This window comes from Curvibacter lanceolatus ATCC 14669, assembly GCF_000381265.1.
Classification (GTDB): domain Bacteria; phylum Pseudomonadota; class Gammaproteobacteria; order Burkholderiales; family Burkholderiaceae_C; genus Curvibacter; species Curvibacter lanceolatus.
Genome location: NZ_KB906284.1, coordinates 20,592 through 44,669, shown reverse-complemented (window position 1 = coordinate 44,669; position 24,078 = coordinate 20,592). Strand labels below are relative to the sequence as shown.

Sequence of the window (24,078 nt, the reverse complement as noted above, 5' to 3'; positions counted from 1 at the left end):
CACGCCCTTTGACGCGTGAGCGATCAGCGCCCCAGCCCCATTCAACGATGGGACTGGGGCGTTTTTCATCTGACACTAGCCTTTGGAATGCGTGGAGCCTGCCATGTCCTTGGAAGGTTTGCTTGACCTGCCGATCGGGGTCTGGATCACGGTGGCCGTGCTCCTGTTCTGGGCCGTCGGGGCCTACAACCGCCTGGTGCGCCTGCGTGTGGCCGCCGTTCAGGCATTCAGCTTGCTTGAGTCCCAGTGGCTCAAACACCTGGCATGGATCGAAGTGCAATGGCTGCACAGTTCACAAGAGGTGACGGCCCCCGCTGGAGACACCGACACCGCGGAACATGGGCGACCCGATTTGCACATTCTTCAGCCCGCCGTGGCCCAGTTTCGCGCCTGCCTGCAGGCCGCCAAGCTCAGCCCCTTGAACCCCGAGTTGCTGGGGTCGCTGTCGTCAGCCTGGACGGTCTTTCGCATGGCGATCCGCCAGGTGCTGGCCGATGAGGACGCCGGCGTGCCGCGTCTGCCCCAGGTGCTGAGTACCCACTGGGAACAGATACTGCTTCAGGATCAGGCCGCGGTGGACGTTTTCAATGAGGCGGCGCAACGGTACAACCAAGCCATCCGCCAGTTTCCGGCGATATTGCTGGCCTGGGTTTTTGCCTACAGGACGGCACGGTCTTTATGACAAGCAACTACAAAAAAATCGATTTGAATGCCGGCCTGAAGTCGGGCGATTACAGCGGCTCCATCCCCCTTTGGCAACAGCTGCAAGCCGTGGCCGTGGCCCTGGCCGAAGTCCGTTCGGGCGCCTCGGCCACCACCGCCATCGAGGCGGTGCCCGCCGAGCTGCGCCCCGGCGTGCAATCCCTGCTGTTCCATGTGCTGCGCTGGCTGGGCCAGGCCGAAGCCTTGCGCCGCAAGCTGGCCCCCCGCAACCCGCCGGTGCTGGCCGATGCCCTGTTGTGCACGGCGCTGGCCCTGGGCTGGCGCGAACAGGACGCTCCTTACGAAATGTTCACCCTGGTCGACCAGACGGTCGAGGCGGCCAAGCGCCTGCCGGCCATCCGGCCCCAGTCGTCCTTCATCAACGCCTGCCTGCGCCGCTTTCTGCGTGAGCGCGATGCCTTGGTGGAGGCGACGGCCCGCGAACCCATGGCGCAGTGGAACCATCCCCGCTGGTGGATCGACCGCCTGCGCCAGGACCACCCGCGCCACTGGCAGGAGATTCTGCGCACCAACGCCACCCAGGCGCCCATGACCCTGCGTGTCAACCAGCGCCACACCACGGTGCCTGCTTACCTGCAGCGCCTGGCCGCGGCCGGCATCGCGGCCGAGGCCCTTGGCGGCCCGGCCATCATGCTGGAGCAGGCCCGCCCCGTGTTCGAGGTGCCCGGCTTCGACGCGGGCGACGTGTCGGTGCAGGACGCTGGGGCCCAGCTGGCCGCCCCCTTGCTGCTGGAGGGCCTGGCCCCGGCCCACCCCGGCCAGCGCCTGCGCCTGCTGGACGCCTGCGCCGCCCCGGGCGGCAAAACGGCCCACCTCTTGGAGCTTGCCGACTGCGACGTCACGGCCCTGGACATCGACGCCCGCCGCTGCGAGCGCATCCACCAGAACCTGTCGCGCCTGGGCCTGCAAGCCCGCGTGGTCGCCGCCGACGCGCGTGACCCTGAACTCTGGTGGCCCGAAAACGGCCGGAAAGTGCCCTACGACGGCATCTTGCTCGATGCGCCTTGCACCGCTTCGGGCATCGTGCGGCGCCATCCTGATGTGCGTTGGCTGCGCCGCGAAAGCGACATCGGCCAGTTGGCCATCATCCAGGCGGCCTTGCTGTCCTTGCTGTGGCCCCTGGTGCGCCCCGGGGGCCGCCTGCTTTATTGCACCTGCTCCGTCTTCCGCGCCGAAGGTGAATTGCAGATTCAAACGTTTCTTGCGCACAACACCGACGCGGCTTTAAGCCCATCGCCTGGGCATTTAATTCCCCGCACGGCGCGCAAGGGGGATCCCGTCCGGGACAATGGGCTCCGTGACCACGACGGATTTTTCTACGCCTTGCTCGAAAAACGCGCAGATTGACCGGATCGTCTTTCTCGCGGGATGGCTGCTGGCTGCCCTTTTCTGGTGCATTCGGCCTGCGTGGGCCGACACGCCCGAGATCGAGGTAGCCCAAATGCGGCTGGAGCGCACCGAAGAGGGGCTTTTCCTGTCGGCCTCCGTGCGTTTTGACCTGCCCCAGCTGGTGGCCGATGCTGCGGCCAAAGGCATCCCCTTGTACTTTGTGGCCGAGGCCGAGGTGCTGCGCGACCGCTGGTACTGGTATGACCAGCGTGTTGTCAGTGTGGCCCGCTACATGCGCCTGGCCTACCAGCCCCTGACCCGCCGCTGGCGCCTGCAGGTGGCGCCGACCCCGATTGCCAACTCCGGCCTGGGCGTGAGCCTGGGGCAGAGCTTCGAAGACCTGGATGAGGCGCTTGGCGCCATCCAGCGCATATCGCGTTGGCGCATTGCCGATGCGGCGGCCATCGACAACGAGGCCCGACACAGCGTCGATTTCCGCTTCCGCCTGGATGTCTCGCAACTGCCCCGCCCCTTCCAACTGGGCGTGACCGGCCGGACCGACTGGAACCTGGCCGCCAGCCGCAACCAGCGCCTGCAGCCGGAGCCTGCCAAATGAGCACTGCGCCCAGACCGGGCATCGATCGACACTCCCTGTTCAGCACCCGCACCGCCCGTTGGACCGTCGGCATCGGCATTGCCATGATGGTCATCATCGGCATCTTGCTGCTGTTCTTGCTCACCCAGGCCACCAACAACCGGGCCTTGTACGAGCGCAACTACCTGCGCTTGTTCGTCATCAACCTCATCGTGGCGGGCGCCTTGCTGTCGGCCATCCTGTGGATCGCCCTGCGCCTGTACCAGCGGCTGAGGCGCGGGCGCTTCGGCAGCCGCTTGCTGGTCAAGCTGGCGGCCATCTTTGCCCTGGTGGGCTTTGTGCCCGGCGTGCTGATCTATGTGGTGTCCTACCAGTTCGTGTCACGCTCGATCGAGAGCTGGTTTGACGTCAAGGTCGAGGGCGCGCTGGATGCCGGTGTGAGCCTGGGCCGGGCCACCCTCGACACCTTGTCCAACGACCTGGCCAACAAGACCCGGGCCGCGGGCTCGCAGCTCACCGATGTGCCCGACGCCACTGCCGGCCTGGTGCTGGAAAAGATCCGCGACCAGCTCGGGGCCAGCGACGTCGTGCTCTGGAGCGCCTCGGGCCAACTGGTGGCCAGCGTGGGCCAGTCGCGCTTCCAGCTCAATCCCGAGCGCCCCTCGGTGCAGAACATCCGCAATGTGCGCAAGCAGCGCGCCGTGGCCCAGATCGAAGGCCTGGACGACCCCGCCAACGCGGCCGCCATCAACAACGCCCGCATCCGCGCCATGGCCCTGGTCAACTCGTCCAGCCTGGGCCTGTTGTCCGAGTCGCGCTTTTTGCAGGTCTCCGTGCCCTTGCCGCCCACCCTGGTGGCCAATGCCCTGGCCGTGCAAGAGGCCTACCGTGAATACCAGGAGCGAGCCCTGGCCCGATCCGGCCTGCGCCGCATGTACATCGGCACCCTCACGCTGAGCCTGTTCCTGGCGGTGTTTGGCGCCGTGCTGCTCGCCGTGCTGCTGGGCAATCAGCTGGCCCGGCCCCTGCTGGTGCTGGCCGAGGGCGTGCGCGAAGTGGCCGCCGGCAACCTCAGCCCCAAGGCCGTGCTGCAAGGCCGCGACGAGCTGGGCGGGCTGACCCGCTCGTTTGCCGACATGACCCAGCAATTGGCCGACGCCCGCGCCACGGTCGAAAAAAGCATGCGCCAGGTCAGCACCGCCCGGGCCAATCTGCAAACCATTCTGGACAACCTCACCGCCGGGGTGATCGTGCTGGACGCTCAAGGGCAGATCCAGTCGTCCAACCCCGGGGCCACCCGCATCCTCAAGGTGCCGCTGGCCGCCTACGAGGGCCGCCCGCTGGCGGCGGTGCCCAGCCTGGAAGACTTTGCGCAGCGCGTGCAAAGCCAGTTCGATGCCTTCCTGGGCGAGAACGCCCAGCAGCACGGACTGGACCACTGGCAGCAATCCTTCGAACTGCCCGACGGGCAAAACGGGGCCGCCGCCAGCATGATCACCCTGGTCGCCCGGGGGGCCGAAATGCCCGGCTCCGCCCGCTTGCTGGTGTTTGACGACATCTCCGAAATCGTCTCGGCCCAGCGCGCCCAGGCCTGGGGCGAGGTGGCGCGCCGCCTGGCCCATGAAATCAAGAACCCGCTCACGCCCATCCAGCTCTCGGCCGAACGCCTCGAGATGAAGCTGAGCGGCAAGCTGGCCGCCCCTGAGCAGGCCGTGCTCACCAAGTCGGTCAAGACCATCGTGGATCAGGTGGACGGCATGAAGCGCCTGGTCAACGAGTTCCGGGACTACGCCCGCTTGCCTGCGGCCGAACTCAAACCCCTGGACCTCAACGCCCTGGTGCACGACATCCTGCATCTGTATGGCCCCGAGAACGCCACCGTGCCGGTGCGCGTCGAGCTCGATCCGCGCTGCCTGCCGGTGCTGGGCGACGCCCAGCAGTTGCGCCAGGTCATCCACAACCTGCTGCAGAACGCGCAGGACGCCACCGAGGGGGTGGCCGCAGCCGACCGCCAGCCGGTCGAAATCCGCACCCGCTGGAGCGAAAGTTCGCGTCGCGTGCGCCTGGTGGTGCGCGATCACGGCACTGGCTTTCCCGACTACATCCTCAAAAGGGCCTTCGAGCCCTATGTCACCACCAAATCCAAAGGCACTGGCCTGGGTCTTGCAGTGGTCAAGAAAATCGCCGACGAGCATGGCGCACGGATCGATCTGTCCAATCACATGAGCGGCGACAACATCGCCGGGGCTCAAGTGTCGCTATCATTCGCCACTGCGCCGGCATCCCCTGCCTGACACAACATCTTCCCTGGAACCGCTTTCTTTCAATCATGGCAAACATACTGGTGGTCGACGACGAACTGGGCATCCGGGATCTGCTGTCCGAAATCCTCAACGATGAGGGCCACAACGTCGAACTTGCCGAAAACGCTTCGCAAGCGCGCAACGCCCGGCAACGCGACGAGTTCGACCTGGTCCTGCTCGACATCTGGATGCCCGACACCGATGGCGTCAGCCTCCTCAAGGAGTGGGCGGCCGGCGGCCTGCTGTCCATGCCCGTGATCATGATGAGCGGCCACGCCACCATCGATACCGCCGTCGAAGCCACCCGCATCGGGGCCTTCTCCTTCCTCGAAAAGCCCATCACCCTGCAAAAGCTGCTGAAGGCCGTGGAGCAGGGCCTGGCCCGCAACCAGCTGCGCAAGACCGCGGCCCCCGTGGTCAACGTGCCCGAACCCCGGATCGAAGCCCAGGCCACGCCCGTCACCCTGCTGGCCGAAGTGCAGACCCAGGCCCAGCAACTGTTCGACCTGGACAAGCCCCTGCGCGAAGCGCGCGACGGCTTCGAGAAAGCCTATTTCGAATTCCACTTGCTGCAGGAAAACGGCTCCATGACCCGCGTGGCTGAAAAGACCGGGCTGGAGCGCACCCACCTGTATCGCAAGCTGCGTCAGCTCGGCGTCGACCTGTCGCGCAGCAAAAAAAATGCAATTTAAGGGTTTTTCCTTTTTGGCCTAAAAAAGCTTGCTATAATTTATTTCTCAGCAGGCCCGGTAGCTCAGTTGGTAGAGCAGCGGATTGAAAATCCGCGTGTCGATGGTTCGATTCCGTCCCAGGCCACCAAAACATCAAAAAGCCCTAAGCAATCAACCGCTTAGGGCTTTTTTCGTTTCGGGCCTCTCCATGCAGCCATCTTGTTGGATGGCTTTCTGTTTTTGCGTCGGCTCAGCCGGTTTCAGCCTTGTTGGCTGGTGGCCTGCGCGGGCCAGGCCCGAGGGCCTGCAAGTCGCACCGTTCTCAAAGGACACCCCATGGTCGTCGATACCCTCTCCATCCAAGACCACGCCCAGGCGCTGCAAGGGCTGCTCAGCACCCGCACGCTGAATGATTTCGCTGCGGAAGCCCGGCTGGATGGCGAGAGCCTGAGCCAGGCGGTGGAGCGCTATGAAATTGACTATGCCTGGAGCGTGCTGGGTTCCGAGCGTCTGTTGGACGCAACCTTGGCCGCGCTGGCGCTGCAGTTGAAGGCGGCCCCCAGTGCGCCGCAGAGCGCCCGCGTGGCCGCGGTGTTGCAGGCTGCCGCGGCGGCGCAGCCGCCCGAGGCGCTGATGAGCTTTGACAATGATGTGCCTCAGCAATTGACCGGCCTGCTGTGGCCTGCCGCAGAGCCGGCGCACAGCGCCTGAACCCCGCAGCCTGGGTTCAGAAGCTCTCCCAGTCATCGTTGCCTTTGCTGTGGCTGAGCGCGGGCGATGGTGCCGATGCGGGCGCGGCAGAAGAGGCCGGGGCCTTGGTTTGAACCAGCTTGGCCACGGCCGGGCCCCGGCTGACCGGTCGCGGGCTGCTGGGGGCTGCCTGGGGCTGGGGGGCCGTCTTGGCGCGTGTCTGGTCGCTGGTGATCTTGAACTGGGCCACCGCCTCCACCAGCTCGGCGGCCTGGGTGCGCAAGGCATTGGCGGCGGCCGACATCTCTTCCACCATGGCGGCGTTCTGCTGGGTGGCCTGGTCCATGTGGGTGATGGCCTCGCCCACCTGCGCCACGCCCGAGCTCTGTTCGGTGCTGGCGGCGCTGATCTCACCCACGATGTCGGTCACCCGGCGGATCGAGCTCACCACGTCGGCCATGGTGGCGCCGGCCTTGTCGACCAGGGTGCTGCCATGCCCCACGCGCTCCACGCTGTCTGAGATCAAGGCCTTGATCTCCTTGGCGGCTTCGGCCGAGCGGCCGGCCAGGCTGCGCACCTCGCTGGCCACCACGGCAAAGCCACGCCCTTGCTCACCGGCCCGGGCGGCCTCCACCGCGGCATTCAGGGCCAGGATGTTGGTCTGGAAGGCGATGCCGTCGATCACGCTGATGATGTCGGAGATGCGGCGCGAGCTGTCGTTGATGCCGCGCATGGTGTCGACCACCTCAGACACCACCTGCCCGCCCTGGGTGGCCACGTGGGAGGCGCTCTGGGCCAGTTGGTTGGCACCGCGCGCGTTGTCGGCGTTGTGCTTCACGGTGGCGTTCAGTTCTTCCATCGAGGCCGCCGTCTGTTCCAAAGCGCTGGCCTGCTGCTCGGTGCGGTTGGACAGGTCCTGGTTGCCCATGGCGATTTCGGCGCTGGCGCTGGACACCCCTTCGGCATTGCTGCGCACCCGTTGCACGATCAGGCTGAACTGGTCCCGCATGTGCGCCATGGCTTTGAGCAGCAGGCCGGTTTCGTCCTTGCCTGACACATCGACCGCCACCGTCAGGTCGCCGGCGGCCAGGTGCTCGGCCACGCTCACCGCCTGGGCCAGGGGGCGCACGATGGCCCGGGTCAGCAGCAGCCCCAGCACCACCGCCAGCACCAGTGACAAGGCCACCGCCACCGCCACCCAGACCAGGGTCTGCGCATAGCGCTCCTGCGAGCGGCGGAACGAATCATCGGCGCCTTTCAGGTTGAGGTCGGTCAGCTTCTGAACGTCGGCAAATGTGGCCTGCATGGTGCTGCGGGCCTCGCCATTGAAATAAGCCCGGGTATCGGGCAATTTCTCCTCGCCCTGGGCGGACAGGGCAGCCAGTTTTTCCGAGCTGGCCAGATAGGCCTGCCGGTGCTGCTGGTAATCGGCGTAGATCGGTTTCTCAGGGGGCGTCAGCATCGCCTCGTAACGCTTTTCCTGCTCGCCCAGCAACTGCACCAGTTTGCGCGTTCGTTCTTCCTGGGCCTTCTTGTCTTCGGCCGCGGTGGCGATCACGTGCTGGCCTTCGGCTCGGCGGATCTGGCCCAGCGTGTCCTGGATCTCGCCCAGCACCCGGATCGAGGGCAGCCAGTTGCTGGCCAGATCGACCACGTTGTTGTTGATGGCGCCCAACTGGCTCCAGGCAAAAATGCCCAGGGCCATCGTCATCACGACGATGGCGGCGAATGCGGCGCCCAGCTTGGCGCCAATCCTCAGGTCGGACAACTTCATTGACAACTCCGATCGCGAAATGAACACGGACACGGACAGAATCCGGGTGCTCATTCAGGGCCGAAGCACCCGTCACGGAAAGCGAGGCGAATGCCGCGCTTTCGTATCAAAAAGTTTCAATGCTTGCCGTGTTTGTGACATGGTTCCCGACAGTTGGCAAGCGCCAGTTGCCAATCGGTTACGACCGAGGCCGCAGGACAAAGCTTGCAGGGCGCCGATCAAGCCATGGCCGACAGGAACTGGCGCAGCTCGGGTGTGGCCGGCTGGCTGAACAAGGCCTCTGGCGGGCCCTCCTCATGCACCTTGCCCTGGTGCATGAAGATGATGCGGTCGCTCACCTTGCGGGCAAAGTTCATCTCGTGCGTGACCATCACCAGGGTCATGCCTTGTTCGGCCAGGCTCTCCACCACCTGCAGCACCTCACCCACCAGCTCGGGGTCCAGGGCCGAGGTCACCTCGTCGCACAGCAGCACCTCGGGGTCCATGGCCAGCGCGCGCGCAATGGCCACGCGCTGCTGCTGACCGCCGGACAGTTGCTCGGGCAGGCTGTCGAACTTGCTGCCCAGGCCCACGCGCTCCAGCAACTGCTCGGCCCGGCGCCGGGCCTCGGCCTGCGGCAGGCTCTTGACCAGGGTGGGGGCCAGCATCACGTTGCGCCCGGCGCTCAGGTGCGGGAACAGGTTGAAACTCTGGAAGATCATGCCCACGTTCTGGCGCAGCTCGCGCATGGCCTGGGCGTTGTCGGGCTGCAGCGGCTGGCCGTGCACGGTCAGCGCGCCTTCCTGGAACACCTCCAGGCCATTGATGCAGCGCAGCAGCGTGCTTTTGCCCGAGCCGCTTTTGCCGATGATGCACACCACCTCGCGGCGGTGGATTTGCAGGTCGATGCCTTTGAGCACCTCGTTGTCGCCGTAGCGTTTGCGCAGGCCGCGGATGTCGATCAGGGGCAGGGTGCTGGGGGTGGCGGGCTCAGGCTGGGTCATGGCGGGGTTCCGGTCGGGGGCGGCTGGGTGCGGTGGTGGGGGTGGCAGGGGTCAGCGTTGGGGGCGCAGGGAGCGCTCGATGCGTCGGCTCCACCACGACAGCGGAAAGCACAGCACGAAGTACATCAGGCCCACGCAGCTGTAGACCAGAAACGGTTGGTAGGTGGCATTGGCGATCATCTGGCCGGCCTTGGTCACTTCCACAAAGCCGATCACCGAGGCCAGGGCCGTGCCCTTGATCACCTGCACCAGAAAGCCCACGGTGGGGGCAATCGCCAGGCGCGCGGCCTGCGGCAGGATCACATGGCGCAACTGCTCGCCAAAGTTCATGGCCAGGCTGGCCGAGGCCTCCCACTGCCCGCGCGGGATCGACTCCACGCAGCCGCGCCAGATCTCGGTCAGGTAGGCACTGGCGTACAGCGTCAGGCACAGCGAGGCGGCGGTCAGTGGCGTGGTCTCCACGCCCAGCATGGCCAGGCCGAAGTAGGTCAGAAACAGCTGCATCAGCAGCGGGGTGCCCTGAAACAGCTGCACATACAGGGCCACACCGCGCTGCGCCCCAGGCCAGCGCGCGGTGCGTGCCACCAGCAGGGCCAGCCCGACCGCACCGCCGCCGACGAAGGCGATCAATGACAGGCCGGCCGTCCAGCGCAGGGCCAGCAGCAGGTGCCGGGCGATGTCCCACAGAGAAAATTCAACCATCGCAATGACTCCTCAGCGGCCAAAGATGAAACGCGGCCCGAACCAGTTCAGCAGGCGGCGCAGGGCCACCGCCAGGGCCAGGTAGGCCCCGGTGACCAGGATGTAGGCCTCGAAGTTGCGGAAGGTGCGGCTGGCGATCAGGTTGGCGGCAAACGAGAACTCCTCGGTCGAGATCTGTCCGCACACCGAGGAGCCCAGCATCACGATGATCATCTGGCTCACCAGCGCCGGCCAGACGCGGGCCAGTGCCGGCGGCAGCACCACCCGGGTGAAGATCTGCCAGCGGCTCATGGCCAGGCTCAGTGCGGCCTCGATCTGCCCCTGGGGCGTGGCCTCGATGCCGGCGCGCGCGATCTCGCTGGCATAGGCGCCCAGGTTCAGCACCATGGCCAGCGCGCTGGCCACTTCGGGCGACAGGCGCAGGCCCAGCGAAGGCAGCCCGAAAAAGACAAAGAACAGCTGGATGATGAAGGGCGTGTTGCGCACCAGCTCCACATAGGCGGCCACCACAGCACGCAGCCAGGCCGGGCCATGCACGCGCAACCAGGCGCACAGCACGCCCAGGGTCACGCCCAGGGGGGGCGGTGAGCAGGGTCAACAGGCAGGTCAGCGCCAGGCCCTTGAGCAACAGGGGCCATTGCGCCAGGACGATGGAGAAGTCCAGGGTCATGATGGCGACCCCGTGAACTGGGCCGTGAACCGGCCTTTGAGGCAGGCCGTCAGACGGCCCACGGGGGCTTCAGTGCAGCCGGCCTGTAGGCCAGGCCGTGCCTTGAGCGAGAGGGGGGTGTTGGGCATGCCACAGCCGTAGCAAGATGCATGCTAGGCCTGGTGCCGGGGGGGGCGGGGGCATTGCGCAGGCCCCGGACGGCCGCCCTCGGGTTCGTCCGCCCAAGGGTGTCAACGCCGTGGCGTCAACTCAATGCGTGGGGCGCCGGCCCGCCGAGGAGGCACCGTAGGCAGACTGTTGCTGGCTGAAGGGGCCTTGCCGGGGCGGCGTGGCCTTGGGGAACTTGCCGTGGGGCAGGGCGTGCAGGCGGTGAAACAGCCGACGGCAATAGCCGCTGATGCCCAGGCACTTGTTGATCTCTTCCACCGGCAGCGGGCCCGACACCACCACGATGTCGTTGGCGATGTCGATCGCCCCCGCCGCCCGCAGGCGTCGCCGGGCACCGGTGGCCCACGACTGGATGCGCGTCGGGTTGCCGTGCTGGTGCAGCTCGCCGGTGCTGCGGTCAAAGGCGATGGCCACGGTGTCCGTCTTCAGGCGGAAGCGCCGTTCACCCGTGTACGGGCTGGGCGGCTCCTTCATGTCGTACAGATAGTAGCTGCCGGCTTTGAGTTGGTATTGCAGATCCATCGGTGTGTCCTCTTGATCTGATTGTGGTGTGTGCGCTTCGGTTTGATGGTTGGAAAAGGCCGGTAAAACACCCCGTAAAAGCACCCCGTGAAAACATCGGGTGGCCCGGGCTGGGCCGGCTGGCGCGCAAGCGTACACCAGTCAGCCCTGCGCGGGGCTGACGGTCATTGCGGCTTGATCTGGCTCAGAAGTCCACCAGGCTCAGGCCCACGCTGAACACCACGCGGCGCCGGTTGTAGTCGACCAGGCTGTCGCCGTAACCACTGAACAGCTGGGTGTGCAGGCGCAGCCCGCTGTGCCCGCCGGTGGCCGGGCCGTTGCCCAGGGCCTTGAGCCATTCCAGCCGCACCGAGCCCCGGGCCTGCGAGCCCAGCGAGTGCCGTGCCGTGGCGATCAGGGTGTTGTCCAGGTCCTTGTTCCAGGCCAGCGACAACTCACCGCGCCCGATGTAGTTGCTGATGCCGGGGTTGTCGTCATTGGCCGCGCTCTCCGAGATGCGCCGCCACAGCCGACCCTGCAGGCGCCAGCGCGAGTCCAGCTCGGCGCCCGCCATCCAGTAATAGCGGTTCCAGCTGCGCGACAGCGGCAGGCTCTGGCCGTTGGACTGGTGCACCAGGCCCAGCCCGTTGTAGCGCAGGCGCCAGCCGCCGGGCAGGGCCAGGGTGGTCGGGTACACGTACACCAGCTCGGGCTCGTGGTCGGTGGTGCGGAACGGGCGCGAGATCTCGGGGCTGAACAGCTGCCAGTACGACTGCTGGGTGTAGCCAAACCACAGCGAGTCTTTCAGCGTGGGGTGGCCCTGGGTCAGCAGGCCCTGGGCGATCTTGGTGCGCACCGACAGCTGCAGCCGGGTCTCGGTGCGGCGGTAGTCTGTGGCCGTGGTCTGGGTGTGGCCTTCGCTGGGCGAACTGGGCTGGGTGTTCACGCTGTCCGAGGCAATCACCGACAGGCTGATCGGGCGGTAGCCCCGGATGCCGAAGGTGCCGCAGTCGCTGCCCGCCTCCAGCTCCCAGAAGCGCGACAGCTCCGAGTATTGCGGGTCGTGGCAGCCGGCCTCGCTGCCCACGGTGATGATGCGCGTGGCCGGCAGGGTGGTGTCCACGGGGCGGGTGCTCGGCTGCTGGCTGGCCAGGGCCCCAGGCGACACCGTGAGCTCGCGCACCGGCGCGGCCGGGCTGCTGCCCCCATCGGTCGCCTGGGTCGGCTTGGCCGCCACGGTGGGGGTGGGGGCCGTGCGTTGCTCGGCCCAGTCATCAAAGCAGGCCAGTCGCGCTGCCGGGTCGTGGGCCAGGGCCTTGCAGGCTTGCCAGCCGGTGGCTGTGCCGGGCGCCGGGGTGGCCGGCTCGACCTGGGCCTGCAGCGGGCCAGCCAGGGCCATCAGGAGCAGCGCAGACCAGCGGGCTGCGGCTCGGCGGAGGGGGCGGGTCGGTCGTTTCATTGGGCCACCTTGCGCAGCACAAAGCGCAGTGGTTTCTGAGGCTGTGTTTCGGAGGTCCATGTGCCCTTGATTTCGCGTCCGCAGCTCTCGGGGCTGACCTCGCCCAGCCAGGTGGCCGAGATGTTGCGCCCGTTGGCAGACTCTTCGAGCGTGAAGTCGCCATTGTCCACGTCGCCGCTGACCCAGGCCCGCACGCCCTCGCGCTGCAGCACGCCCCGCACGCTGCCGGCCAGATCGGGGTGGCGCTCCAGCAGCACGGTGGCCGGGGTGGCCTGGGGTTCGAACTCGGCCCGCCACAGGCCGTACAGATCCGCCGCCTGCAGCTCATCGGGCTGGGGGCAGGGCGCGGCCTGGGGCGCCGTGGAAACCTGGGGTGTGGCCGCGGTGGCCTGGGCAGGCGCCGGGGCATCGGCGGCCAGGGCCTGCAGGCCCCCGCTCAGGGCGGCCAGCAGGAGGGCATTCTTCAGGGGGCTGGAGGGTCGGAGCATGGCAGTGTCAGTGCGTCGGGCCCGGTAGACCGGGGGGCCGCGGTTCAGGTGGGGGCGGCGCCGGCCGCCGCCCGCTTGGCGAATTCGGCGCGCAAGGCCTTGAGCTTCTCGCGCGGGTCTTCCTTCACGGTTTTCTGGTCCAGCGCCATTTCGGCGATGAAGCGGCTGGGCAGGGCGGCGACCATCTCGCGGCCCTTCTTGCGCCGGCGCGTCCAGCTCACCGCCAGCGTGCGCTGGGCGCGGGTGATGCCCACATACATCAGGCGGCGTTCTTCCTGCAGGCGCAGCGCCAGGCTTTCACCGCTCTCGGCGCTGCCGGGCTCCTGGTCCATCTTGAAGGGCAGGATGTTCTCGTTCACGCCCACCAGCATCACATGCGGCCACTCCAGGCCCTTGGAGGCGTGCAGGGTGGACAGCGTCACCACGTCCTGCTCCTGCTCGCGGTCGCTGATGGTGGACAGCAGGGCAATCGTCTGCGCCACCTCCAGCAGGTTCTTTTTCTCGGTGCTGGTGGTCACGCCCGCGGTGTCGTCGATCTGGCCACCGCAGCGCCCGGCCATCCAGTCGCAGAACTCCATCACGTTGGTCCAGCGCGTGGCAGCGGCCTTCTCGCTGTCCTCGTTGTCGTACAGATGCTGCTCGTAGCCGATCTCTTTGAGAAATTCATTGAGGAAGGCGCGTGCATCTTCGGCGCCCAGCGTCTGCTTGGCCCGGTATTCCAGGTCGTTCACGTAGCGGCCGAACTCCTGCAGCCCCGCCGACGCCCGCGCCGGCAGCACGTTCTGCAGCGACGAGCTGAACAGCGACTCGAACAGGCTCAGCTTGTACTGGTCGGCATACACCCCCAGCTGGGCCAGCGTGGTGTGGCCGATGCCACGCTTGGGCGTGGTGATGGAGCGCAGGAACGCGGGGTTGTCGTCGTTGTTGATCCACAGCCGGAACCAGGCGCACAGGTCCTTGATTTCGGCCCGGTCAAAAAAGCTCTGCCCGCCCGACACCTTGTACGGGATCTGCGCACGGCGCAGCGCCTGCTCGAACATGCGCGCCTGGTGGTTGGCGCGGTACAGGATGGCGAAATCCTTCAGGTTCTTCCATTGCGAGGTGGCGCGCAGGCTCTGGATGCGGGCCACGGCACGCTCGGCCTCGTGCTCTTCGTTGTCGGCGTCGACCACGCGCACCGGCTCGCCCTCGCCCAGCTCCGAGAACAGGGTCTTGGGAAACAGCTTGGGGTTGGGCTGGATCACGTTGTTGGCCGCACGCAGGATGGCCGAGGTGGAGCGGTAGTTCTGCTCCAGCTTGATCACCTTCAGCTGCGGAAAATCGATCGGCAGCTTGCGCAGATTGTCCAGCGTGGCGCCGCGCCAGCCGTAGATCGACTGGTCGTCGTCGCCCACCGCGGTGAAGCGCGCTCGCTCGCCCACCAGAGCCTTGAGCACCTCGTACTGGGTGGCATTGGTGTCCTGGTACTCGTCCACCAGCACGTGGCCCAGGGTGTTCTGCCATTTCTCGCGCACCTCGGGGAAGTCGCGCAACAGCTTCAAGGGCATGCCGATCAGGTCGTCGAAGTCGACGCTCTGGTAGGCCGTCAGGCGTTCTTCATAGCGCGCCATGATCTCGGCGATCACCCGCTCGTGGTCGTTCTCGGCCTGGGCCATGGCATCGGCCGAGTTCATGCCCTGGTTCTTCCAGGCACTGATGGTCCATTGCCACTGGCGCGCCGTGGCCATGTCGGGGCTGCCGCCGCAGTCTTTCAGGATGCCGGTCACGTCATCGGCGTCCAGGATGCTGAACTGCGGCTTCAGGCCCAGGGCCTGGCCGTCTTCACGCATCAGGCGCACGCCCAGCGCGTGGAAGGTGCAGATCACCAGGTCTTTGGCATTGCGCCCGATCAGGCCCTTGGCCCGCTCGCGCATTTCGGCCGCGGCCTTGTTGGTGAAGGTGATGGCCGCGATGCGCTTCGGGGGCATGCCCGCCTCGATCAGGCGCGCGATCTTCATCGTGATCACCCGTGTCTTGCCCGAGCCGGCGCCTGCCAACACCAGGCAGGGGCCCTGCAGGTAGTTCACGGCTTCAAGTTGGGCGAAATTCAGACCAGCAGACATGGGGAGATGGACGGCGCCTGTGACAGGCTGATGAGCGGCAGGGAGGCCAGCGGGGCCCGCAATGATACCGGCACCGGCCAGCGCACGCTGGTGGGCCCCCGGCTGGCGCCGGCGCGCTGGCCGGCCCGGGAGCCGGTACCTGCCTGCCGAGGCCGGCTCCGTTCACAACGCTTGCGATCCGGAGACAACACCCATGCCTTTGCCCTTGCCCACCCCTCACCCCCATTCCGCCACCCGCGGGCTTGCCCCACGCTCCTTTGCAGCTGTGCTGGCCCTGGGGGCGGCACTCGCCTCGCCCCTTTTCCTGAGCGGTTGCGGTGGCAGCCACGCCGGCTCAGCCAACGATCCGTCCGAGCCCCCCACCACCCTGGCCGAGGTGGGTGAAACCCGGCCCGGCTCGGGCGTGATGCGTGGGTACCTGAAGGCCGAGCAATACCCCGACAGCCTGGCCCTGCTGCCGGCGCCGCCCGCACCGGGCTCGGCGGCGGCCCAGGCCGATCAGGCCGCGTTTGAAAACACCCGCGCCCTGGCCCAGGGGCCGCGCGGTGCACTGGCGCGGCAAGATGCTAATCTGAAATTCCCGGCCTCGGCCAACGCCTTTGCCTGCACCACCGGCTTCGAGTTCGACCCCCAGCTCACCCCCCACCTGACCACGCTGATGCAGCGCAGCTTTGCCGATGCGGGCCTGAGCACCTACAAGGCCAAGGTGTTCTACCAGCGTGAGCGCCCCTTCGTGGTCAACAACACCGGCACCTGCACCCCGGACGACGAGCCCGCGCTGCGCAAGGATGGGTCTTACCCCTCGGGCCACACGGCCATCGGCTGGGCCTGGGCCCTGGTGCTCACCAGCCTGATGCCGGAGCGCACCGATGCCCTGCTGGCGCGGGGCTATGCCTTCGGCCAAAGCCGCATGATCTGCGGTGCGCATTGGCAAAGCGATGTGGACAACGGCCGGGTCGTGGCGGCCGCGGCGGTGGCGCGGCTGCAGGCCGATCCGGTCTACCAGGCCCAATGGAAGCGCGCGGCGGCCGAGGTGGCGGCCTTGCGCCAGGCCGCGCCGCCCCTGGTGCGAGACTGCGCCGCCGAAGCGCAGGCCTTGGCGCTGAAGCCTTGAACGCGCCCGCAAAGCCGGCAGAATAGGCCGCTTGCCGAGGTTGGGGGTCCGCCCGGCACCCCCTGCCGGGCAGCCGGCTGAAAGCGTTTGGCCGTGCTCTCGATTCTGCAAGTCACCTTTCCCTTCTTTGCCCTGGTCCTGTGCGGCTATGTGGCGACGCGCCGGCGCATGCTGCCGCTGGAGGCCATTGGCGGGCTGAACAGCTTTGTGCTGTTCTTTGCCCTGCCTTGCATGCTGTACCGCTTCGGCGCCAGCACCCCGATTGCCCAGATGCTGGACGCCACGCTGTTCGGGGTCTACCTGCTGTGCTCGCTGGCGCTGGTGGGGCTGACCGTGCTCAGCACCCGCCGCGGGCCGGCAGCCACCCGGCTGGGCTGGAACGACACGGCTTTTGGCGCCCTGGTGGCCGCGTTTCCCAACACCGGCTTCATGGGCGTGCCCTTGCTGGTGGCCCTGCTGGGGGCCCAGGTGGTGGGGCCCACCATCGTCACGCTGGTGGCCGACATGGTCTTTACCTCCTCGCTGTGCATTGCCTTGTCGCGCCTGGACGGTGCCGGCCAGCATGGTGTGGCGCAGGCCCTGCGCAATGCCCTGCGCGGGGTGGTGGCCAACCCCATGCCCTGGTCCATTTTGCTGGGTGGGCTGGCCTCGGTGCTGGGCTTCAGTCTGCCGGCGCCGCTGCAGAAAACCGTCTCGCTGCTGGCCGATGCCGCCTCGCCCGTGGCCCTGTTCACCATGGGCGCGGTGCTGGCGCGTTCGCAGCTGCTGCCCTCGCGCCAGGCCGCCAGCACCCGGGGCTGGGGCGATGTGCCGCGCATTGCGCTGTACAAGCTGGTGCTGCACCCGGTGCTGGTGTGGGGTGCAGGCCGCGCCGCCATGGCCGCCGGCTTGCCGCTGGACCCCTTTGCCTTGACCGTGGTGGTCTTGCTGGCGGCCCTGCCCAGCGCCAGCAATGTGTCCATGCTGACCGAGCGCTTTGGCGCCGACACGGGGCGCGTGGCGCGCATCATCCTGCTGTCGACGGTGGTGGCCTTTGTCAGCTTTCCGGCCGCCGTGGCCTGGCTGCGCTGAGCGTGAGAGCCGGCGCTGCTCAACCTTTCAGCTGAGATTCCACCTGTTTGGCCCGATCGCCCGGGGCCGGGTGGCTGGAGAACATGCTTTTCTCGCCGCCGCCCAGGTCTTGCAGTTTGCGCAGAGCGCTGCTGGCGGCCTGGGTGTCGTACTGGTGCGTTTGCATGAAGCGAACGGAATACGCATCGGCATCGCTCTCCTGGCTTTGTGAAAACTGTGCGTGGATCAGCTTTTCGGCCAGGTCTCCCAGTGCCGACTGGCTGAGCACGGCGACCGCGGTATTGCCGGATGCGGCGGCCGCATCGCGTGCCGCAGAGGCCGCATAGGCCGTCTGCAAGGCCTTTTTGCTGTGGCCCAGCTTCACGTGCGCGATTTCGTGGCCGATGACAAAGCGCAGCTCGTTGTCGTTCATCTTGTCCATCAAGCCGCTGTACACCCGCACGGTGCCATCGGCCATGGCAAAGGCATTCACCTCGGGGTTGAGGTAGACCTTGAAGTTGAGCTTCAGGCCGTCTTCGCTTTTCAGGCCTGCGGCCAGCCGGTCCAGCCGGGCCGCATACGACGAGCCGGCGGCCGCCACCTTGTTGCGCTTGTCCTCGGATGCGCTGACCTGGCGCGCCACATCGGCCACTTCGGCGTCGCTCAGGGTGGCGGCCTTGAGGCCCTTGCCGGCTGCGCTGACGGCGCTCCCAAGGTCGAAGGCCTGGGCCAGGCTGCCGGTGAAGCTCAGTGCGGCGGCCAGTGTGGCGCTGGGCCAGAAACGGTGTTTCATGGAAGGTGCTCCCTGTTTGTACTTGCTTGCTCTGCACGAAGACCCAGGGTCCTTCCCCGGGCCTTGCAGAGCCTGCGCAGTGTCGAGCCAGGGGGCGGCCGCCGTCCTTTGATCTTTCGCTTTGAGAGCTTTGTAACCAGGCCGACGGCACCAGTGGCGCAGCTTCGGGCGCGAGAGGCTCAGATCATGAGCGGGTCGACATCGATGGCCCAGCGGATCAGGCCCTTGTGCTCGGGCAGGGCGCGGGTGGCGTGCAGCACGCCCTGCCAGGCGGCCAGAAAGCGCTGCAGCGCGGCACGCGAATCCGACTCGATGAGCATCTGGGCCCGCTCGATGTTGGCCACACGCTGCACCGTCATGGGCACGGCCGGAAAGCGGAACACCTGCTCGGCCCCGGGCAGGGCCTCACCTGTGGCGCTGGCGGCATTCAGAAAGGCCTGGGCCACGTCCTGGCTGCGGGCCTCGGCGCGCACCAGGGCCTGGAACGAGAAGGGCGGCATGCCGGCCTGCTCACGCTCGCGCAGTTGTTGCGCGGCAAAGGCCGGGTAGTCGTGCCGCTTCAGGGCTTCGAACAGCGGGTGGTCGGGGTGGAAGGTCTGCACCCACATCTCGCCTTCGCTGTTTTGTGCGCTCACGAAGGCGGCGTCGCGTCCGGCCCGCCCGCCGGCCTGCATCAGCAGGGCAAACAGGCGCTCGGGCGCCCGGAAGTCGCTGGAGAACAGGGCCCCGTCGGGGTTGATGGCCGCCACCAGGGTGACGCGGCGGAAGTCGTGCCCCTTGGCAATCATCTGCGTGCCCACCAGCACGTCGACCTCGCCGGTGTGCACCTGGGCCAGCTGGGACTCCAGGGCGCCTTTGGCCCGGGTGCTGTCGGCATCGATGCGGGCGATGCGCACCGGCTGGCCGTCGGGCCGCAGCGTGCCTTCGAACAATTCGGCCAACTGTTCTTCGAGCTGCTCGGTGCCCCGGCCCAGGGGTGAGATGTCCAGGTTGCCGCATTCGGGGCAGGCACGTGGCACGGGCTGGGTGAAGCCGCAGTGGTGGCAGCGCAGGGTGCGGTCGATCTTGTGGAAGACGCGAAACGCGCTGCAGTGCGGGCATTCGCTCTTCCAGCCGCAGTCGCGGCAGTGCAGCACGGGCGAGTAGCCGCGCCGGTTCAGGAAGATCATCACCTGCTCGCCGCGGGCCACCCGCTCGCGCAGGGCGGCACTCAGCGGGGCCGAGAACACGCTGCCCCGGGGCTGGCGGTTCATGTCCACCCGGCGCACCCGGGGCAGGCCGGCCGCGGCGGCCGCACCCACCCGCGTGGGCATCAGCAGGCGCTGGTAGCGCCCGCCTTCGGCGGCCGGGCGGCTGTGGTGCCAGCTCTCGAGTGAGGGCGTGGCCGAGCCCAGCAGCACCTTGGCACCCTCTTGCTGGGCGCGGTACACCGCCAGGTCGCGCGCCGAGTAGCGGGCCCCCTCCTGCTGCTTGTAGCTGGGGTCGTGCTCCTCGTCCACGATGATCAGGCGCAGGCCCGGCAGCGAGGCGAAGATGGCCATGCGCGTGCCCAGCACGATGCGCGCCGCGCCGCCATGCGCGGCCAGCCAGCTTTTCAGGCGCTGCGGGTTGGTCATGCCGCTGTGCATCGAGACTACCGCCTGCTCGCCCCAGCGTGGCGCAAAGCGGGCCTGGAAGCGCTCTTCCAGCTGCGGCGTCAGGTTGATCTCGGGCACCATCACCAGGGCCTGGGCCGTGGGGTCGCGTTCCAGCAGGGCCTGCACGCTGCGCAGGTAGACCTCGGTCTTGCCGCTGCCGGTGGCGCCAAACAGCAGGAAGGGGCCGCTGCCCTCTTCGATGGCCCGGGTCACCTCCACTTGCTCGGCCGTCAGTTCAGGCAGCGCCACCGCACTGGCTGGGGCGTCGGCACCGTCGGTGGCCTGCGGTTGGCGCTTGAGCCGGCGCGCCAACTGCTCCGGACCCAGCTCACGCAATTGAGGGGGCAGGGCGGCCAGCGCCACTTCGCCGAGCGAGCGCTGGTAGTACCGGGCCGAAAAGCTCACCAGCCGCATCCAGGCCTGGCCCAGGGGGGGCAGGCCGCCCAGCACGCCGGCGATCTGGCGTTCGGCCACCCCGGCGCTGTCCAGCTCGGCTTCACGCACCGGCCAGACCACCCCCAGGGTCTCGCGCTTGCCCAGGGGCACGCGCACCAGGGTGCCCGGGGCGACGGGCTCCGGGCTCAGGTAGGTGAGGGGCCCTGAGAGGCCGCTGTGGGCCGGCGTCTGGACCACGACGGCAATCCGGTGGGTCATGGGGCTGGATTGTGCGTCAGTGCGCCGGGGGCCCGACCCAGCCCCCGGCTTGGAACGCCTGTGCCAACTGTGGATAAGTTTGTTGACAGATGCTCGCGCAGGGCCACTGGGCTTGGCCTGGGCCGCTCGCGCGAGCGGCTGCCCCTGCCGCCATGGCCACTCGCAAATTGAATGCGGACAAGGACTTAGCCATTTTTTCAAGCGGCCCAGAAGGGGTGTTTTTCAGGGCCGAGCAGGTGCCCCAGTTTTGTGCATAACTTCGACCAGCGAACGCACTTTCGTGCCAACAAGACTTGTCCCCAAGGCTGCACAAACTGTCCACAGACTTGTTCGCATCAGCCTGGGTCTCACGACTTGTCCGCAAGTGCTTGATTTGCTTGCATTTTTCAGAAGAGCACCGGTTTTCTGTGGATAACTTTGGGGATAGCCTGTCGCCAGCCACGTCAAAGCCTTGTCCCACAAGGCTTTCAACGACTTGCCTGTTTATTTGGCAGTTTAAAAAGTCCAATGAAATCAAAGGCTTGGAAATGCATGAAAACGTGAATTGTGAAAAGACACCCTCTTCAAGCCAAGCCTGGGGGTGGCTTGCTGCTGTGCACAAGTCTCGGAGCATGCCCTGTGTCAAGGGCGGCCGACGGGTGGGCCCTGTGGAAGCGAGCGCGAGACTTTCCGACTGTCGGTCAATTCGCTCCGTTCAGTTCATCGCAGGCCGAGAAAGCCGCGCTAAGTGCTTGATGCCAAAAGGGGTTTTTCAGGTGTACACAGAAGTTGTGGATAACTTTGTTGATATCCGCCCCTCAAGCGCCGCAAACCCTTGTGGCACAAGGGTTTGCTTACGCTGCCCACAAAATCGGCAAAATATAAAGCCCATATGAATCAACGACTTATGTAATTCGCGCAGGGCTGTGTCAGGGGGCGCATCGTGTTGCGATGCATCAGATATTTTGTGCATAAGTGCTTGACGGCACGGTCTTTTGCGGTTCTTCAGGGGGCTTGTCTGGGCAGGTGTTGTGGGGCCTGGAGGTTGGCAGACAGATGTTCGCTCGGCGATCGCCGGCGTTGCTGAGGCCGGGCTTGAAAATACGGCGCTAAGTGCTTGTCAGATGGGTGGTTTAACAAAAACTCACAGAACCTGTGGATAAGTTTGTTGATATCCCGTTCGTGAACCGTCAAAACCCTTGTGCCACAAGGCTTTGCTTAGGTTGCCTGCAAAATCGGCAGTCCATAAACTCTATATGAATCAATGACTTGCAGACTCCAGCGGTATCGGCGGCCACGCTGCCCATGTGTTGCGGTGCATCAGATGATTTGTGCATAAGAGGCTTGACGCGGCCGTTTTGACTTGTTCCAGCACCGCATGAGGAGGCGAAAAAAAACGCCCGGATCGGGCGTTTCAGGGGGGCGTTCAGGCTTCAGAGCCCACGCTGGCGCCGTGAGTGGGTGTGCACGGCTTCGACCAGTGCGCTCACGTGTTCGGGCGGGGTGTACTGGCTGATGCCATGGCCCAGGTTGAAGATGTGGGTGGGGCCGGTGGTCAGCGGGTCCAGGTGCGGGGTGCCGAAGCTGTCGAGCACGCGGGTTACCTCTTGCGCAATCTGCTGCGGCGGGGCAAACAGCACGTTGGGGTCGATGTTGCCCTGCAGGGCCTTGCCCGGGCCACCCACGGCACCGCCCACGCGGGCACGCGCCTGGCCCAGGTTAACCGTCCAGTCCAGGCCCAGCACCTCGCAGTCCAGGGCCGACATGGCATCCAGCCACTGGCCGCCGCCCTTGGTGAACACGATGCGCGGAATGGCCACGCCCTCATGTTCGCGCTTGAGCTGCTGCAGCACGCGGGCCGTGTAGGCCAGGCTGAACTGCTGGAAGGCGCCATCGGCCAGCACGCCACCCCAGCTGTCAAAAATCATCACCGCCTGGGCGCCGGCCTCGATCTGGGCGTTCAGGTAGGTGGCCACGGCATCGGCGTTGACCTCGAGCATGCGGTGCATCAGGTCGGGGCGGCTGTACAGCATGGTCTTGACCAGGCGGTAGTCATCGCTGCCCTTGCCTTCGACCATGTAGCAGGCCAGCGTCCAGGGGCTGCCCGAAAAGCCGATCAGTGGCACCCGGCCCTTCAGGGCGTGGCGGATGCTGGTGACGGCGTCGAACACGTAGCGCAGCTTGTCCATGTCGGGCACCTGCAGGGCCGCCACCGCGGCCTCGTCACGCACGGGGGTGGCAAAGCGCGGGCCCTCGCCCTGGGCGAAGGACAGGCCCAGGCCCATGGCATCGGGCACGGTCAGGATGTCGGAGAACAAAATGGCGGCGTCCAGCGCATAGCGCTCCAGCGGCTGCAGCGTGACCTCGGTGGCGAAATCGGTGTTGGTGGCCAGGCCCATGAAGCTGCCGGCCCGCGCCCGGGTGGCGCAGTACTCGGGCAAGTAGCGGCCGGCCTGGCGCATCAGCCACAGCGGGGTGTGGTCGGTGGCCTGGCGCCAGCAGGCGCGCAGAAAAGTGTCGTTTTGCAGCGGCGCGAAGCGGCTGGCGGCTGGGTGGGGGGCGGCGGAGGTGCTCATCCCTGGATTGTCGCAGCACCGTGCGTTCTGGCTGTAACGCAGGGTGCCCGGGTTTCTTGCCCTGGATCAATTTTGATGTGCTGAGCAAGTGCTGACGAAAGCAGCGGAAGCCAGTTTGCTGCAAAACCTCAACTCTGAGGGTGCATCTTCAGCCACTCTTTCAAGGCTTGATCGATGCGGGTTTGCCATCCGTCTCCAGCCGCGCGGAAAGCGGTCACCACCTCGGGCGACAAGCGGATGGTGGTCGAGATCTTCCGCGGTGCCTTCTGCGGGCCGCGGGGGCTGCGCCTGAGCTTGTCGCGCAGGCTGTCGGGCAAGTCGTCCACACGCACTGCCTGCTTGAACATGGCCTCTGTCCAGGCCGGATTGTCGGCGTCAGTCGTCTCGGGATCGGGCTTCTTGCTCATAGCGGCTTTGCTCTCCGAAATTGGCCTTGCGAAAACTGATCACCCGGATGCCCCGGTTCGTCTCGGAGTACACCACCACATGGGCTCGGACACCGATCAAGCCCAGGGCGATGTAGCGTGTTTCAGGGTAGGGCTGGCGCCTGTCCTGCCAGATCAGCGAAGACTCGAAGTCAAACTGTCGCACCAGTTCAAACGAGAGGCCGCGCTGCCGGATGTTGGCTTCGTTTTTGCGGGGATCATATTCAAGCTCCACCATTTTAGGATGGTGGATTTGCAGGCTTCAATCTTTATTTTGTTGTAACAAAAAGAGGTCATCAGCCCGGGGCGTTGGCTTGTTCACCCTGAATCCTCAGCTGGCTTTCGGGCCTTATTCAGTGGCCAGCCACTGCAGCACCGCGGCTGTCTCGGTCGGGCGCACCAGCCTGGCCTTTTCCTGGCCATCGATCAGCAGGATCAGCGTCGGCCACAGCTTGACGCCATAGGCGCGGCCCAGCGGGCGGCCGGGGCCGTCTTCCACCAGCAGGTGGCGCAGCCCGGGGTGGGCGGCCAGGGCTTCGGTCACCGGCACCTGGGCGGCGCGGCAGTGGCCGCACCAGTCGGTGCCGAACTGCAGCAGGGTGCGCCCGGGCAGGGCTTCGACCTCGGCGCGCGAGGGGGCTTCGGGTTCATAGAGTGGAAAGGCGGGCATGGTGGTCCGTTCAAGTGCAAGG

General features: G+C 66.6%; 21 protein-coding genes, 1 tRNA gene and 1 pseudogene. 9 read left to right on the top strand and 14 right to left on the bottom strand.

What is annotated here, in order from left to right:
* The first annotated feature begins 103 nt into the window (after positions 1-103).
* The 7 genes from F624_RS0129505 to F624_RS0129475 all read left to right on the top strand — a co-directional run bounded on the left by F624_RS0129505 (position 104) and on the right by F624_RS0129475 (position 6,332).
* A complete protein-coding gene (locus F624_RS0129505) occupies positions 104-682 on the top strand; it encodes a LemA family protein (protein WP_051107588.1) in 579 nt (192 codons plus the stop codon).
* Positions 679-2,070 carry a 16S rRNA (cytosine(967)-C(5))-methyltransferase RsmB gene (gene rsmB / locus F624_RS0129500; RefSeq protein WP_019577985.1) on the top strand — a complete coding sequence of 464 codons (1,392 nt, stop codon included), beginning with the start codon at positions 679-681 and terminating at the stop codon, positions 2,068-2,070. The genes F624_RS0129505 and rsmB overlap by 4 nt, the downstream gene beginning before the upstream one ends.
* 25 nt (positions 2,071-2,095) lie before the next feature.
* The gene (locus F624_RS0129495) at positions 2,096-2,668 is read left to right on the top strand and encodes a DUF4390 domain-containing protein (RefSeq protein WP_031256721.1); all 573 of its coding nucleotides are present in this window, start codon (positions 2,096-2,098) and stop codon (positions 2,666-2,668) included.
* Positions 2,665-4,941: a sensor histidine kinase gene (locus F624_RS0129490; RefSeq protein ID WP_019577983.1), complete on the top strand. Its 2,277-nt coding sequence runs from the start codon at positions 2,665-2,667 to the stop codon at positions 4,939-4,941. Before F624_RS0129495 ends, F624_RS0129490 begins: the two co-directional genes overlap by 4 nt.
* 35 nt (positions 4,942-4,976) lie before the next feature.
* Complete coding sequence (locus F624_RS0129485) at positions 4,977-5,642, top strand: response regulator (RefSeq protein WP_019577982.1); 666 nt, start codon at positions 4,977-4,979, stop codon at positions 5,640-5,642.
* A 51-nt stretch (positions 5,643-5,693) separates the two neighbouring features.
* Positions 5,694-5,769, top strand: a tRNA-Phe gene (locus F624_RS0129480).
* Between the two features lie 188 nt (positions 5,770-5,957).
* Positions 5,958-6,332 (top strand): hypothetical protein, encoded by a 375-nt coding sequence (locus F624_RS0129475; protein WP_019577981.1) that lies wholly within the window; start codon positions 5,958-5,960, stop codon positions 6,330-6,332.
* Between the two features lie 16 nt (positions 6,333-6,348).
* Here F624_RS0129475 and F624_RS36325 read toward each other — a convergent pair whose 3' ends face one another.
* From F624_RS36325 to F624_RS0129435, 8 genes and pseudogenes are all read right to left on the bottom strand, one after another.
* The gene (locus tag F624_RS36325) at positions 6,349-8,085 is read right to left on the bottom strand and encodes a methyl-accepting chemotaxis protein (protein WP_019577980.1); all 1,737 of its coding nucleotides are present in this window, start codon (positions 8,083-8,085) and stop codon (positions 6,349-6,351) included.
* 218 nt (positions 8,086-8,303) lie between these two features.
* Positions 8,304-9,068: an amino acid ABC transporter ATP-binding protein gene (locus F624_RS0129465; RefSeq protein WP_019577979.1), complete on the bottom strand. Its 765-nt coding sequence runs from the start codon at positions 9,066-9,068 to the stop codon at positions 8,304-8,306.
* Between the two features lie 51 nt (positions 9,069-9,119).
* On the bottom strand, positions 9,120-9,770 hold the full coding sequence (locus F624_RS0129460) for an amino acid ABC transporter permease (protein ID WP_019577978.1): 651 nt from the start codon (positions 9,768-9,770) through the stop codon (positions 9,120-9,122).
* Positions 9,771-9,782: 12 nt separating this feature from the next.
* Positions 9,783-10,440 (bottom strand): annotated as a pseudogene (locus F624_RS32970) (amino acid ABC transporter permease).
* 249 nt (positions 10,441-10,689) lie between these two features.
* Entirely contained in the window at positions 10,690-11,130 is a 441-nt protein-coding gene (locus F624_RS0129450) for a hypothetical protein (protein ID WP_019577976.1), read from the bottom strand.
* A gap of 184 nt (positions 11,131-11,314) precedes the next feature.
* Positions 11,315-12,568 carry a phospholipase A gene (locus F624_RS0129445; protein WP_031256718.1) on the bottom strand — a complete coding sequence of 418 codons (1,254 nt, stop codon included), beginning with the start codon at positions 12,566-12,568 and terminating at the stop codon, positions 11,315-11,317.
* Positions 12,565-13,056: a hypothetical protein gene (locus F624_RS32965; protein WP_019577974.1), complete on the bottom strand. Its 492-nt coding sequence runs from the start codon at positions 13,054-13,056 to the stop codon at positions 12,565-12,567. The genes F624_RS0129445 and F624_RS32965 overlap by 4 nt, the downstream gene beginning before the upstream one ends.
* A 44-nt stretch (positions 13,057-13,100) precedes the next feature.
* Positions 13,101-15,158 carry an ATP-dependent helicase gene (locus F624_RS0129435; protein ID WP_019577973.1) on the bottom strand — a complete coding sequence of 686 codons (2,058 nt, stop codon included), beginning with the start codon at positions 15,156-15,158 and terminating at the stop codon, positions 13,101-13,103.
* A 193-nt stretch (positions 15,159-15,351) separates the two neighbouring features.
* On the opposite strand from F624_RS0129435, the gene F624_RS36320 reads away from it, so the two are divergent.
* Positions 15,352-16,272: an acid phosphatase gene (locus F624_RS36320; protein ID WP_157443695.1), complete on the top strand. Its 921-nt coding sequence runs from the start codon at positions 15,352-15,354 to the stop codon at positions 16,270-16,272.
* 93 nt (positions 16,273-16,365) lie between these two features.
* Positions 16,366-17,343 (top strand): AEC family transporter, encoded by a 978-nt coding sequence (locus tag F624_RS0129425; protein ID WP_031256715.1) that lies wholly within the window; start codon positions 16,366-16,368, stop codon positions 17,341-17,343.
* Between the two features lie 19 nt (positions 17,344-17,362).
* On the opposite strand, the gene F624_RS0129420 is transcribed toward F624_RS0129425, so the two are convergent.
* From F624_RS0129420 to F624_RS0129395, 6 genes are all read right to left on the bottom strand, one after another.
* Entirely contained in the window at positions 17,363-18,115 is a 753-nt protein-coding gene (locus F624_RS0129420) for a M48 family metalloprotease (protein ID WP_019577970.1), read from the bottom strand.
* A gap of 179 nt (positions 18,116-18,294) precedes the next feature.
* A complete protein-coding gene (gene priA, locus F624_RS0129415) occupies positions 18,295-20,406 on the bottom strand; it encodes a replication restart helicase PriA (RefSeq protein ID WP_019577969.1) in 2,112 nt (703 codons plus the stop codon).
* A 1,412-nt stretch (positions 20,407-21,818) separates the two neighbouring features.
* A complete protein-coding gene (hemE, locus tag F624_RS0129410) occupies positions 21,819-22,961 on the bottom strand; it encodes a uroporphyrinogen decarboxylase (RefSeq protein ID WP_019577968.1) in 1,143 nt (380 codons plus the stop codon).
* Between the two features lie 128 nt (positions 22,962-23,089).
* A complete protein-coding gene (locus F624_RS0129405; RefSeq protein WP_019577967.1) occupies positions 23,090-23,368 on the bottom strand; it encodes a BrnA antitoxin family protein in 279 nt (92 codons plus the stop codon).
* Complete coding sequence (locus F624_RS0129400) at positions 23,337-23,624, bottom strand: BrnT family toxin (RefSeq protein ID WP_019577966.1); 288 nt, start codon at positions 23,622-23,624, stop codon at positions 23,337-23,339. Before F624_RS0129400 ends, F624_RS0129405 begins: the two co-directional genes overlap by 32 nt.
* Positions 23,625-23,735: 111 nt before the next feature.
* The gene (locus F624_RS0129395) at positions 23,736-24,056 is read right to left on the bottom strand and encodes a thioredoxin family protein (protein WP_019577965.1); all 321 of its coding nucleotides are present in this window, start codon (positions 24,054-24,056) and stop codon (positions 23,736-23,738) included.
* Positions 24,057-24,078: the final 22 nt, after the last annotated feature.